3 protein-coding genes are annotated in these 14,995 nt (G+C 65.8%); all 3 read left to right on the top strand.

Annotated elements, in window-relative coordinates; translation table 11 throughout:
- Positions 1-24: 24 nt before the first annotated feature.
- The 3 genes from LZ605_RS10410 to LZ605_RS10390 all read left to right on the top strand — a co-directional run bounded on the left by LZ605_RS10410 (position 25) and on the right by LZ605_RS10390 (position 14,874).
- Positions 25-1,419, top strand: coding sequence for an HlyD family type I secretion periplasmic adaptor subunit (locus LZ605_RS10410; RefSeq protein WP_249844750.1), 1,395 nt, complete (start codon positions 25-27; stop codon positions 1,417-1,419).
- A 94-nt stretch (positions 1,420-1,513) separates the two neighbouring features.
- On the top strand, positions 1,514-14,326 hold the full coding sequence (locus LZ605_RS23110; RefSeq protein ID WP_279919899.1) for a cadherin domain-containing protein: 12,813 nt from the start codon (positions 1,514-1,516) through the stop codon (positions 14,324-14,326).
- On the top strand, positions 14,323-14,874 hold the full coding sequence (locus LZ605_RS10390) for a toxin-activating lysine-acyltransferase (RefSeq protein WP_249844749.1): 552 nt from the start codon (positions 14,323-14,325) through the stop codon (positions 14,872-14,874). Before LZ605_RS23110 ends, LZ605_RS10390 begins: the two co-directional genes overlap by 4 nt.
- Positions 14,875-14,995: the final 121 nt, after the last annotated feature.

Genomic DNA, 14,995 nt, shown 5'->3' with positions numbered 1-14,995 from the left:
CGCGCCCAGCCAAGGACAGCACGCATGTTGAAAGGACTGAGGCATCACCTGGCCATCCTGCGCGAGAGCCTGCGTGCAGAGCGTGCGCAGCCGGACCTGCGCAGCTCGGCCGCACCAGACTTCCTGCCTGCCGCGCTGGAGGTTCTGGAAAAGCCACCAAACCCCATTGGCCGCACCGTGCTCTGGCTGCTGATCGCCTTCTTGGCCATCGCGCTGGTGTGGGCGTGCCTGGGCCGCCTGGACATGGTGGCGGTGGCCGAAGGCAAGGTGATTCCGCGTGGCAACGTGAAGGTGATCCAGGCCGCGGACCAGGGCGTGGTCCGGGCGATCCACGTGGTGGAAGGACAGCCCGTGAAGGCGGGGACGCCGCTGCTGGAGCTGGACCCGACCGTCAGCCATGCCGAAGTCGAACAGGCGCGCCAGGCGCTGCTGACCGCGCAGATCGACGTGGCACGCGCACAGGCCGTGGTGGACCACGTTGCCGGCCGCGCCGGCCGCTTCGTCGCTCCGCAGGGGACGCCTGACAGCATCGTGGCCATCCAGCAGGCACTGGTGGCCGCCAAGCAGCGCGAGTTCGATTCCACCGTAGGCGGCCTGCAGCAGGAGCGCAGCCAGCGCGACGGCGAGCACGGCATGATCCTGGCCGAGATCGCCAAGCTGGAAGAACAGCTGCCGTTGGCCACCGACCAGCTGAACAAGCTGGAGGAACTGAGCCGCGACAACTACGTGCCGCGGTTGCAGGTGGCAGAAGTGAAGGAGCGGGTGGTGGGCATGCGCCAGGACCTGGCGATCCGCCGCGAGGAACAGCGCAAGGCCGCCGCTGCGCAACAGGCCGCCAGCCAGCAGATGAGCAAGAGCCGCAGCGAGTTCGCCCGCGAAGCGCTGGATGCATTGACCGAGGCCGAAGCGGCGCGCGTGCTGCGCGCCGAAGAACTGAAAAAGGCCCATGACAAGGCCGGGCATACGGTGCTGCGCGCGCCGGTGACCGGCGTGGTGCAGCAGCTGCAGGTGCATACCATCGGCGGTGTGGTGAAGCCGGCCGATCCGCTGATGGTGCTGGTGCCGCACGACGGCGAACTGGTGGTCGACGCCATGCTGCCCAACCGCGATGCCGGCTTCGTCCGCGACGGGCAGCCGGTGGAGGTGAAGCTGGAAGCCTATCCGTTCACGCGCTACGGCGTGGTGGATGGCGTTGTCGAAACGGTGGGCCGTGATGCCGTGCAGACCGAGAAGGAAGGGCTGCGCTATCCGGCGCGCGTACGCCTGCTGCGGCCCTGGATCGAAGTGGATGGCCGGCGCCGCGCGCTGGCGCCGGGCCTGGCCGCCACGGCCGAGATCAAGACCGGTGACCGCCGCATCATTGAATACCTGCTGTCGCCGCTGTCGCGGCGCGTGCAGGAGGCGGGGAGGGAGCGATGAGCCAGCGTAGACCTCAGCCCTGAGTCCAACCACGTTTCTGCCAACCGGCAACGTGCCGAAATTGTTGTTCAACCCAATGGAGTGGAGAACTGACATGAGCGGTCGCACCATCACCCAGGTTCCGAAGCGGTCCCTCACCACGATCGTCAGGCGGATGAAGACCGCCAGCGCGAGCGCCTCGATTGGTGACAACACGGCATTGATGACGGCGATTGCCGAGCTGATGCAGTTTGACGAGATGTCGATCCGTGTCGCGCTCGATGGCACCGGCTGGTCGGTGATCTCAGCCTCCGCCGAAGAGAAGAGCGGCTATTTCGGGATGGCGCTCTATCACGACGCGAGCAACTCCTTCATCGTTGCCAACCGGCCAACACAGGCCAACCCCGTCGATTGGCGCGACATCATTACCGACGCTCTGGCGACGCTGCATATTCCCACCCAACAGCAGCTCGACGCGATTGCGTTTGGAAGGCAGGCATTTGCAGACGCCAAGGGAATTGGACTGAACTTCAGCGATCTGTACTTCCCGGGCTTCTCGCTGGGAACCGCGCTGGCGCAGACGCAGATGATGGATCTGTACCTCACCCGGGACAACCTTCCGGTGGGGTTCGATATCAATCGGATGAGTGGCGTCGGCAAGGGGTCGGCTGGCTTCGGTGTGGGAAACCCGACCGACAGCCTTGGCCTGATCATGGCGATGGTGCACGGCCAGGGAGTGAATACCGCCGCTGCGCAGGCATTCATCCAGGATCACTACACGCACTACGTGCGCCAATCGGACTTCGTGCCGGGTGGTGCGTGGACCGCCGGTGGACGGCTGGGCAATGTGGTGGTGCTGCCGGACCTGTACGTGCTGACCGAGAGTGGGAAGTATGTGATGGTGACGGGCATCGGTGCCCACAATGGCACCGCCTATGACCTGTCAATCGACGCCTACAAGAAGCATCAGGTCACTGCACAGGACTACATTGCGGTCATCCGCACCGACGGCACGCTCGCATTCCTGCCCAAGGCGGACAAGGAGCTCATCCTGCCATCGGCTGACTTCATCGGGCAGAGCCAGAGCTATCTGCCCACCGGCTACATCCTGACCCTCGCCGAACCACAGGGCGACGGCGTGAGGATCGTCGGCGAGACGATCAATGGCGACGTCATCGAGATCGTCCGCACCGATCTTGATGGTGACGGGGATTACGACCGCATCGAGCGCGTGCTGCAGGAGAAGACCAGCGGCAGTCGCAACTTCGGCAACAATCGCTTCCTGATCTCCGGCGGCGAGGTCAGCGACGAGGACGACTATGTCCAGACCGCGCAGGTGAGGATCGACAGCAACGGAGATGGAAAAGTCGACCAGATCGACAACGTCACCACCCGCGGCAACATCCGCATCGAGGTCAACACCGTCATCGCTGCGGATGGCACGGTGACCACCACCGACGATGTGCTGTATCTGGGTGTGAACATCGGTTCGATCGGTTCAAGCTTCGGCAGCTCGCTCAGTTCGGTACTGTTCGACGACGCCCTGGTCAGCAGCATCGGTTCAATCGTGTTTTCCGCACTGGGCGAGAATCTGGCCGAGGCGCTGGCGCAGCTGAGGGTGACCGAATCGGCGTTCCAGGCATTCGATGCCGCCTTCCAGGATATCGAACTGGATCTGGGCGCCAACGCCACCGGCGTGGTTTCGTCCTATCTGGCCGGCGAGCTCATCCATGCCCTCGGCCTGGAGGGAACGGTGGTTGGCGAGCTGGGCCAGTCTGCGGCGGCGCAGGCGCTTGGGATGATCATCCAGAACATTTCCAACGGCGTACCGGCGCTGAGCAACATCAACCTGGGCAGCTTCAACATCAGCACGGTGGTGGCCACCTGGCTGGGCACCAAGCTGGCCTCCAAGCTGGTGGAGTTCGATACCATCGCAGGGCAGATCGGCGCGTCGCTGGGGGCGTCCATCGGTGCCATGATTGGCGCCGCCAGCGCAGGCTCCAGTGCGGCGATGGGGATGCGGTTCGGGTCCATGGCCGGCCCGGTCGGCGCGGTCATCGGTGCGTTCGTCGGCTACATTTTCGGCGGCGTGATCGGATCGATGTTCGGGGGCAAACCGCGTTCCGGCGCCGAGGTGACCTGGGACCAGGCCTCGGGCAAGTTCGCCATCAGCGGTGTCTGGCAGCGCTCGGGTGCCACCCCGACGGCGGCCATCAGTTTCGCGCAGACAGTCAGCGGAACGCTGAACAACGTACTGGAACTTGCAGGTTCACGCCTGATCGATCCCGCGTCCGTGGTGGCCGGTGGATACGGAACCCACGGCAAGGATTTCGTCTATCGGCGCAACGGGACGGTGGTCTTCAAGACGCGTGATGCCGCCGAGGTGATCGGCTACGGCTCCCTGGCGGCACTGCGTTCGCTGGTGCCACAGATGGCAGGCGGTGACATCTACATCAAACGGGCCTTGTCCAACGGCCTGGCGACCACCCGTCCACAGGACTTCGATTCAACGCAGCTGGTGGGCGATCTGTCCGTGGCCCTGGACTATGGCCGCTACATGGCCGATCCCAGCGTGGTCAACGCCCTGCTGTCGACCGGATCGGCGGATGGGTTCGCCGCAGGCTGGGCCATTACCTTCGCACGTGCCCGCGAGCTGGGACTGCACCGGCGCGCCGCCAGCGACTGGACGGGCGGTTTCTCGGTGCTGATGGATGAGATCCTCGATGGCACCGTGGACGGCATCGGTATCGGGCCGGCCAATCTCTACATGGCACTCGACGGCAAGGAGCGTACGTTCACGGTGATGGCCGGTGATGAGCGCGCCGGAACCATACGCGACAGCATCGAAACCTCGATGAAGGATGAGATCGCCGGCAGCAGCGGCGCGGACCAGATCTCGCTGGAAGGCAATGTGCTGGCCGCTTCGGCAGCGCTCAAGGTCAACGGCGCGGCGATGAATGGCAGCCACAAGGTGGACGTGGCCGCGATCATCGATGCAGGCGACGGCGACGATATCGTCCGCGGCGGGGATCTAGGCAATGATCTGCTCGGCGGTTCCGGCAATGACACGCTGGTCGGCGGACGCCTGGATGACTGGCTGCTCGGGCAGGACGGTGACGACGTCCTGTTCGCCGGCGCGGTTTCCAACATCACCTTTGCGGCCGGCGATGCCGCAGCGGAGGCCGCGGCGATCGCCGTCAACGGCGGCAACGGCAATCTGCTGCGCGGCGGCGCAGGCAACGATCGCCTCTATGGTGGCCGTGGCGCGGACTGGCTTGAAGGCGGTGCCGGCGTCGACCGGATCCTGGGCGGCGACGGCGCCGACATCATCAGCGGTGGTGCCGGTGACGACCGCTTCGGAAATGGCGCCGCGCTGTTCGGCGGCGGTGGCTCGGACCAGTACCTGTTTGGATTTGGCGATGGCCGCGATGTGATCTTCGACGAGGCAGACGGCGCGTCGGTGGCCAACAAGGGCGGCGACTCGCTGGCCTGGCGCATCCGCCAGATGGAGCAGGGGCTGCTGGCACGTGGCTGGGCAGGTGGCGGCGACTACCTTGCCGACGGCACGGTCCGTGGCGGCGAGGATGCGATCGTGTTCAGCGCCGGTGTTGCGTTCGAGAACCTGCGCATGCGCAGGGACGGCAACAACCTGGTGATCTCGCTGGTGTTCATCGATTCGGCCGGCCGTGCCAAGACCACCAGTGACGAGCTGGTGATCAGCGACTGGTTCGAGACGACCCATCGGGTGGAATGGCTGCGGTTTGCCAATGGTGAGGAGGTCCGCATTGGTGACATGACGTCCTACATCATCGGCACCGCTGGATCGGACGTCATCCTCGGTACCTATGGCGCCGACTTCATCTATGGCGGCGACGGCAATGACGAGATCCGTGGCCTGGCCGGCAATGACTTCGGCATTGGCGGGGCCGGCGACGATTTCGTTGCCGGCGATGGCGACCAGGACTGGGTGATGGGCGGCTCCGGCAACGACCAGGTGCTCGGTGGCGACGGCAACGACACCGTGTTCGGCGACGGTGGCAATGACCGTGTGTACGGTGGTTCCGGCTCGGATCTGGTCGTCGGTGGGCGCGGCAACGACGAGGTCGTGGGCGGCGAAGGCGATGATGTGTTCCGCTATCAGCGCGGCGATGGCGAAGACATTCTTCTTGATGACTACGTCGACAACTGGGATCTGGTGTGGGAGAAGGGCAGCTACGTCAACGGCTATGTGCGCAACGCCGATGGAACGGTCAGCAAGGACGGCGTGGTGTACTTCAATGGCGCCAGCTGGATCAGCCACAACGACTGGAACGACGAGGCACAGGTGCTGCGCCGCCACATGGGCGCGCTGGATGGCGTGATCGCGCGCAACGCCGGCGTTGATTCACTGGAGTTCGGTGCGGGCATCGACGTCCAGGACATCCTGCTGCAGCAGATCGACAACGATCTGCGCCTGACCGTGGGCCGTGATGGCGACGCGGGTCGTCTGTCGCAGTCCACCGACACGCTGACGATCAAGGACTGGTACGCGCTGGGCGGCTCCATCGAGAATATGGTGTTCGCCGCCACCGGTCGCCTGGGCGTTGCCGCGATGACGCTGCTGGGCGGCAGTGATGGCAACGACACCATCAGTGGAACGTCCGGCAAGGACTGGCTGACCGGCAACGGTGGTGACGATGTCATCGACGGCGGTGCTGGCGATGATCTGCTCAACGGCAATGAAGGATCGGACCTGCTCAAGGGCGGTGCCGGTGCGGACATCCTCTACGGCGGGAGCGGCGACGACACGCTGGAAGGGGGCAGCGACGCCGATCTGCTGTTTGGCGGGTTGGGCACCGACATCGCATCCTATGCCGGCAGCAGCGCGGTCGTTGCCTATCTTGGCAACACCGTCGGCAATACCAGCCATGCCAAGGGCGACGTGTATGAGGGCATCGAGGGCCTTGCCGGGGGAAACGGTGCCGACCGACTGGGCGGTGATGCCTCCGACAACATCCTGCGCGGTGGCGGTGGCAACGATCTGCTGCGTGGTGGAGCGGGCGACGATGTGTATGAGTACAACGTCGGCGACGGTGACGACCAGATCATGGACGCGGCGTTCGATCTGGAGGAAGTGGTGGGCGCGGACGGCCAGGTATCCGGCGCGTACCTGGCATCGTGGGATTACCTGGGCGAGAGCGCGGGGCGGCATGCGTACCGGCTGACCCTGACCAACCGCCTCAGCGGAGAGGTGGCCTACCGCAGTTTCGATCAGGTCGATTTCCTGTTCTCGCAGCAGCAGGCCACGATCCCGCCGGCTTCGGCCTGGAACTACGGCGTGGGGCGCCTGCAGGGAACGACCTGGCGCAACACCGCCAACGGCATGCAGCTGCTGCGTGAGGCGCCGCGCCAGGACGCGTCGGGCGACGACCTGTTGTCGTTCGGAAAGGGCATCAGCCTGTCCAATCTGCGCCTGCGCATTGTCGGTGGCGAGAACCAGTTGGACGTGGTCGCGGCCCAGAATGGATCGGTGAAGATCGGCAGTGACGGCAATGCGCAGATCAGCGTGGAGCGCATGCAGCTCAACGATGGCCTCACTGTTGAACTGCGCAATCTCCGCCAGCTCGCACAGGGTGGCACCGCCGATGACGATGTGATCCTGGGCGGTACGGCGGCCGACGTCATCAACGGAGGAGCGGGTGAGGATGTCCTTTCCGGCAGCGACGGCAACGACACGCTGAGCGGTGGCGATGGCGATGACACGCTGGAGGGCGGTGCTGGCGCGGACGTGCTGGACGGCGGCAGTGACCGTGTGAGCCTGGGGCAGGCGATCCAGCCTGGGCAGGCCTACGGAGACACGATCCGCTACGCCTCATCCAGCGCGGCGCTGGTTGCCGATCTTGCCACCGGTTCGTTGTTCGGCGGGCACGCCACCGGTGACAGCATCGTGCTGAATGGGGGTGTCAGCTCGGTCGAGAACGTGGTGGGAACCGCTGACTTTGGTGACACGATCAGTGGCGACGCGCGTGCCAACCGGCTGCTCGGGTTGGGGGGCAACGACTGGCTGGACGGCCGGGCGGGCGACGACGTGCTCGTTGGCGGAGACGGCAACGATACGCTGATGGGAGGCGACGGCGACGATGCGCTGTCCGGCGATGACGGCGATGATCGTCTGGATGGCGGTGCCGGCAAGGACATACTGGCCGGCGGCACCGGCGCCGATGAGCTGTATGGCGGCCTGGGCAACGATCAGATCAGTGGTGACGCGGGCGACGACAAGGCCTGGGGCGGAGACGGCGACGACACGCTGGGGGGACAGGAGGGCGCGGACCAGTTGTACGGCGAGGCCGGCGATGATGTCCTGTCCGGCGGCGCAGGCGACGACCTGCTGGAAGGCGGAGACGGCAACGACACGTTGTCCGGCGACGGTGGTGACGACCTGATGCGCGGTGGTGCGGGCGACGACACCTATGTTGTCGCGGGTCATGACGGATCGGATCGGATCGAGGATTCGCTCGGTCGCAACCGGCTGGTGTTGCAGGACGCCGGTCCGGAATCGGTCTGGTTGCAGCGCAGGGGTGACGACCTGGTGGTGAGCGTGCTGGGCGGCGGATCGAGCGTTACGATCGCCGGCTACTACACCGGGGCAGGTCGCCTGCGGGAGATCGCAACAGCGGCCGGCTCGCTGTTCCTGGCCCATGCTGAACCGCTGATCCAGGCCATGGCGCAGCTCTCCACGGAGGTGCCGGCCGTCCTGCCGGCGGCCATCGCGGCGCAGCTGACGCGCTACTGGCATCCCACCGGCAAGGCCGGCCCGCAGCTGGCCAACCAGTCGCTGTCGACTGACGAAGACGTGGCACTGGTGGGTAACGTCAATGCCGTCGACCATGACGACAACATCTCCGGCTACGCCGTGCTGCAGGGGCCGACGATGGGCAGCGTTGCACTCGACGCGGCCACCGGTGCCTGGGTCTACACCCCCGCAGCCGATCGCCACGGCACCGACCGCTTCGTGGTCAGGGTCACCGATGCCGACGGCAATACCGCCGACCAGGTGGTGGATCTGGTGGTGCGCTCGGTCAACGACGTGCCCAGTGACATCCTCGCCCCGGGGCCGCTGGCGGTGGACGAGAACGCCGCCAACAACCTGTCGCTGGGCCGCTTCGGCCATGTCGACCGGGACGGCGCAGAGGATACGGCCACCTTCACCCTGATCAATGACGGCGGTGGCCGCTTCAGGATTACGGCCGATGGCACGCTCAGCGTCCGCGATGGAACCAAGCTGGACTATGAGACCGGCAGCGCGCACACCATCCGCGTACGCGTGACCGATGGCGCCGGCGCGTGGTTCGAAAAGGACTTCACGATCGACGTGCGCAACATCAACGAGGCACCGTTCACGCCGACCCGCCCGCCGAACACCGCACCGGTTCTGGCCGGCGAGAAGACCGGGGCCGGCACGGTGGTGGGCACCTTCGTGATCGGCGATCCCGACACCACGACGCCGACCCTGCAGCTGGTGACCAACCCGGGCGGCCTGTTGGAGGTGGTGGGCAACCAGGTGCGCGTGCGTTCGGGCGTTGCGATCGACTTCGAGGCGTTGGCCACAGCGCAGGGCGCGACCCTGGTCGACCTGGATGGCGATGGCATCAAGGAAGTGCTGCTGACCGCCAGTGTCAGGGCATTCGACGGCGAGCTGGCGTCGGCCGGAACCCTCAGCTTCACCTATGCCATCGAAGACGAAAACGAAGCACCAACCGCCGTGGCATTCGCGGCCACAACCACCAGCTTCAACGAAACTGATCGGGTGGCCACTGGCACAGCGCTGCCCGCGATCCTGCTGGGCACGCTGTCGTCCACCGATCCGGACACCGTGGCGGGCAGCGACTTCGCCACCATGGCCTACAGCGTTTCGGACAGCCGTTTCGAGATCGTCAACGGCAACCAGCTGCGCCTGAAGGCGGGCGCGATCGTCGACTATGAAGCGGGAAGCACGGTGGCGGTGACCGTCACGGCAACCGATCGTGGCGGCGCCGGATTGAGCGTCAGCAAGCAGCTGGTGTTCACAGTCGTCAACCGCGATGACTATCTGTACGGCACCGCAGCCGGCGAAACACTGGTCGGCCAGGCCAACCGCGACGTGATCCAGGGGTTGGGCGGCAACGACACCATCAACGGTGGCGGTGGCAATGACGATCTGTACGGTGGCGATGGCGATGACACCCTGCGCGGTGACGCCGGCGACGACAAACTGTGGGGCGAGCTCGGTCGCGACACCCTGTACGGTGGCGCGGGCATCGACGAACTGCGTGGCGGTGACGGCGATGACAACCTGTATGGCGAAGACGGCGATGACCGTCTGTATGGCGATGCAGGGAACGACATTCTCGATGGCGGTGCCGGCAACGATCTGCTGGAAGGTGGCATCGGCAATGACACGCTGAAGGGCGGCCTCGGCAACGACATCCTGCGCGGTGGCGATGGTGACGACCTTCTTGAGGGTGGCGCCGGTGCCGACACGCTGTCCGGCGGTGCAGGCGTCGATACGCTGACCTATGCTTCGGCAACGGCCGGCGTGGTGCTGAACCTGGCGACGGGAACCCATGGCGGCGCAGCGGCCGGTGACGTGCTGGAAGATGCATTCGAGCGGATCATCGGCAGTGCATTCAACGACACCATCACCGGCAGCGCGGGTGATGATTACATCGAGGGCGGTGCCGGCAATGACACGCTCTACGGTGGGGCCGGCAATGACACGCTCTATGGTGGTGACGGCGATGATCTGCTGGATGCGCAGGCCGGCAACGATACGCTGTATGGCGGCGCCGGCAGCGACATCCTGATCGGTGGCGATGACAGTGACGTCTATCTGATCGATCGCGATTCGGGTGCGGACGAGATCCGCAATTACGATTCCAGTGGCGACGACATCGACGTCATCGGCTACCGCGACATCAGTCGGAATGATCTGTGGTTCAGCCGCACAGGCGATGATCTGGTGATCTCGGTGATCGGCACCAGCGTGGTGACCACGATCAAGGGCTGGTACACCACGACCAGCGCCAATGATCGCGCCAACTACAAGATCGATTTCATTCTGGCCGGCGAGCATGCCAGCAGTACCATCAATGCCGAGGCGCTGGTCACGCTGATGGCCGGCCGGACCAAGCCCGCCACGGTCGCCGCTTACCAGGCCCTGCATGCTGATGCGTCCTTCGAGAACCAATGGCGGCACCACTGGGATGGCAACGGTCTGCCCTCGGTCAGCGTGGTAGCGAACCAGTCGATCAATGAAGATGGACAGGTTGCCGTGCAGTTCACCGTGGGTGATGACTTGACCCCCGCATCCGGCGTGACCGTACAGGCGTTCGTCCTGGACGCCACCGATCTCAGTTCCGCGGTGGCCTGGATGAACGCGCCGACCATCACCGCCGGTGCCAACGGCGAGCGGACGGTGACCCTGGTGCCGAAGGGCAATGCCAGCGGACGGGTGGCGATCAAGCTGGTCGCCACCGATGCGGGTGGCCTGGTGACCGAGCGGGTGTTTTTCCTGGACGTGAAACCGGTGGTCGATGCGCCGGTGATCAGCCGCGCGGTGCAGGTCGGTACGACCCTCGACGGTGGCACGCTGGCCCTGGATGTGCAGGCTGCGTTGTCCGATACCGATGGTTCGGAGACCCTGGAGATCCGCATCTCCAACCTTCCGACCGGGCTGACCCTGAACAAGGGAACGAACCTGGGCAACGGCGTGTGGTCGCTGACGCCGGCGCAGCTGGCCGGCCTTGCGCTGGTCGGCCCGGCCACGTGGTCGGCCGACCTGACCGGCACTGCGGCGCTGACCGTGACCGCCATCGCCAAGGAGACCGCCACCGGCCTGACCAGCAGCAAGACGCAGACCCTGTCGGTCACCATCAACGCGCGTCCGACCGACATCACGGTCGACCGGGCGTTGAGCACGGTCGAATCCACGGCGGACGCGCCGGTGGCCAATGGCACGGTGCTGGGCAACTTCGCCCGCGTCGACGCGGACAACGATGGCTTCACCTTCAGCCTGACCGACAATGCCGGTGGCCGCTTTGCGATTTCCGCGGCGGGCGTGCTGACGGTGGCCAATGCCAGCCTGCTCGACTACGAGACCAACACGTCGCATCAGATCGTGGTGCGCGTGACCGACGCCGGTGGCCTCACCCGCGACAAGACCTTCACCGTGGCGGTGACCAACGTCGATGAAGCCCCGGCAATACCGACCGTCTCCAGCCAGCCGGTGGCCATCGCTGCCGAAAATGCCGCGTTGGGCGGCGTGGTGATTGCCAACCTGTCCTCCAGCGGCGGCAATGGCAGCTACAGCTATGTGCTGGAGGGAGACTCGCGCGGCTGGTTCACCCTGGTCGGCAACCAGCTCAAGTTCCGCGATGGCCTGGTGCTGGACTTCGAGGCGCTGAAGGCCGCCGGCATGACGCTGAGCGATGCCGACAGCGATGGCCGACAGGAGGTGGTGTACTCGGTGTCGGTGAAGGCCGTATCAGGTGGGTTGACCTCGGCCGGTGCGCGCACCATCACCGTGCGCCTGGAGGACGTCAACGACGCGCCTCATGGCATCACTGCCGACCGTACGCTCAGCATCGCCGAGAACTCGGGCAACGGTACCGAGGTCGGCAAGTTCAGTGGCCAGGACCAGGATGCGACCGACGGCCTGACCTTCACCCTGGTCAACAATGCCGGCGGCCGCTTTGCCATCACCGCGGCCGGCGTGCTGAGCGTCGCCAATGGGGGGCTGCTGGATTACGAGGCCGCCACGTCGCATGCAATCACGGTGCGGGTGACCGACAGCCACGGCGCGACCCGCGACCAGGTGTTCCAGGTCGGGGTGTCCAACGTCAACGAGGCACCGCGCACGCCGGATGTCGTGCAGCACGTGGCGCTCACCGCCGAGAACACCGGCGTGTCGGGGCAGGTGGTGGCGACCTTGTCTTCGTCCGATCCGGACGGAACCGCGCCCTCGTACCAGATCATCAACGACCCGTTTGCCTGGTTCGTGATCTCCGGCAACCAGCTCAAGTACAACGTGAACAGCTTCGATTTCGAGGCCGTGGCGCCGTACCTGCAGCTGATCGACGGCGATGGCGATGGCCAGCTGGAGGCGTATTACAACGTCACGGTGCGTGCGACAGACGGCGCGCTGGTGTCGGGCAACCGCGAGATCACGGTGCGTATCGAGGACGTCAACGAGGCGCCCACGACCTGGGGCCAGAGCGTGACGCTGGCCGAATCGGCACCGGGCGCCGGCCAGACCGTCTTCCAGTTCACCAACTGGTCCGACCCGGACAGCCAGTGGTACAACCGCGACCATCGTTTCGCCATCACCGGCGGTGCCAGCAACCTGTTCGGCATCAATGCCACCACCGGCCAGATCGCGCTGCACGGGCAGCTGGACTTTGAAAGCGCGCAGAGCCACCAGATCCAGGTGACGGTGACCGACCGCGCCGGCGCGTCCAGCAGCACCTGGGTGACGATCAACGTACAGAACGTCAATGAGAAACCAACGCTGGTCTACACGCAGGACAGCAACTTCGTCTACGTGCTCTGGGGAAATGACCAGGAAGATTTCTACAGCAGCGTGGTGATCACCAGTGCGGTGGAGATTCTCAGTGTGACCCAGCAGTACTGGGATACGTACACCAACGAGACGTTCTACTACGACTATGGAACGACCACGCGTGCAATCTCCGGCGACGGGTTCCTCACCGGCTATTACTACAACGGCACGATTGCCACCCGTATCGCCAACCGCGGCAACCGGCGCCAGGTCAATGAAGGCAATTGGGGCGACCCGCGCGGTAGCGGTGCGGGCTATTACCAGGAGACCTACTACGACACCTGGTACGAGATCGTCGTCCAGTCGGTGGACAGTGCCGGCCTGTGGAGCGACCCGGTCAAGTTCGTCGTCAACGAGTTCGGCGCTCGCCTCGGCCCTGTGGTTCTCGATCTGGACGGCGACGGCGTGGAAACCGTGGGTTGGGCCCAGAGCGCCACCCGCTTCGACATGGACGGTGATGGCGTGCGCGACCTGACCGGCTGGGTCGGGCCGCATGACGGCCTGCTGGTGCTTGACCGCAACCGCAACGGCACGATCGATTCCGGCGCCGAGATCTCCTTCACGATGGATCGGGAAGGGGCGCGTTCCGACCTTGAGGGCCTGGCGGCGTACGACAGCAACGGCGACCGGCGCCTGGATGCCGGCGATGCGCGCTTCGGCGAGTTCCAGGTCTGGCGGGATGCCAACCGTGATGGCATCAGCCAGACCGGTGAGCTGCTGACGTTGCAGCAGGCCGGCGTGGCATCGATCAATCTCGACGCGCAGCGCACCGGGCAGACGCCGGGCACCTCGCCGGACAACACCACCTACGCCAACGGCCAGTACACCCGCACCGATGGCAGCCAGGCGGCCCTGTCGGACATGTTCTTCGCCTTTGGCGAGCGCGAAGAAGATGTTGATGGCGATGGGCTGGATCTGAATGCCGGCGCGGGCCGGAACGGGCGCGACCAGGGCAGTGGTGACGCTGCCTCCGGACGGGTGAAGCGCCGCGGCGGTGATCCGCGTGTTGCCATGGCCGGCGACCCGCCGGTGCCGACCGCGGCGCCGGCAGGGGTCGGTGCGGGCGACCGCTTTGCCGCCCCAGCGCCCACCGCAGCCGAACGCCTGCAGGCCGCACCACGTTCCGCCGAACGCCCGGCCATCGAGGAGGACATTCCTTCCGGCCCGGCGGCACAACGCTCGGCGTTGCATGACAATCTGGCGCTGGCACAGAAGAAGCGGTTCCAGATGATTGAAGCGATGTCCACCTTCGACGCCCAGCCCTACGCACAGGGCATCAGCACGGCCGCACGCGATCCGGCTGCGCTGGAACTGTTGACCGCCATTCCCGACTACAGGATCTCGCAAGCATGATGACGTCCACGACCCCCTCTTCGGCCCCGGCCGAAGGCGCCCCGCGCACCGTTGCCGAAGCCCTGGGCCAGATCGTCTGGCTGCTGTCGCAGTCGCCGCTGCACCGGGAGATGCCGCTCAAAGACCTGGAATGGTCGTTCATGCCACCGATACTGAAGGAGCAGTTCCGGGTGTTCCGGTTTGGCACCCTGCCACCGTTGCCGGGCCTGGACGAAGCAAGCCCGGTGTTTGCCGGACTCACCCGGCAGGCGCTGGAGCAGCTGCCGTTGGGAGTGGCGATCTGGGCCAGCCTGTCCGAGGACGCCGAGCGCAAGCTGGAGCAGGGACAGCGGCTGGAACTGGAGGAGTGGAACAGTGGCGACCGCCTGTGGCTGGTCGAGTTCATCACCCCGTTTGCGCAGCCCGGCAACGGCCTGGCCGAAGCCATGCTGGGTGACCTGCTGACCGGCCCGTTTGCCGGGCGCAGCCTGTCCATGCATCGCACCGACCCGGTGACCGGGCGCCGTGACAGGGTCACGCTCGGAGGGGTGCCGTCGCAGGCGGCCTGATCAGGTAGCTGCCGGAGCGCCTTCCCGCGACCCGGGCGGAGGGCGCGGCCGGCGCCAGGGTGCTCGGTGCTGCCGGGGCGGGTGGTAGAATGCGCCTTTTCTGGCAGTGCCCACCCATGGG

This window comes from Stenotrophomonas maltophilia, from assembly GCF_023518235.1.
In the GTDB taxonomy this organism is placed as follows: Bacteria; Pseudomonadota; Gammaproteobacteria; order Xanthomonadales; family Xanthomonadaceae; genus Stenotrophomonas.
This window is presented reverse-complemented; position numbering and strand designations above follow the sequence as displayed.

What these genes read in the sequence shown, in the direction of transcription:
- LZ605_RS23110 (WP_279919899.1), top strand. Translation starts at nt 1,514, where the DNA reads ATGAGCGGTCGCACCATCACCCAGGTTCCGAAGCGGTCCCTCACCACG.
- LZ605_RS10410 (WP_249844750.1), top strand. Translation starts at nt 25, where the DNA reads ATGTTGAAAGGACTGAGGCATCACCTGGCCATCCTGCGCGAGAGCCTG.
- LZ605_RS10390 (WP_249844749.1), top strand. Translation starts at nt 14,323, where the DNA reads ATGATGACGTCCACGACCCCCTCTTCGGCCCCGGCCGAAGGCGCCCCG.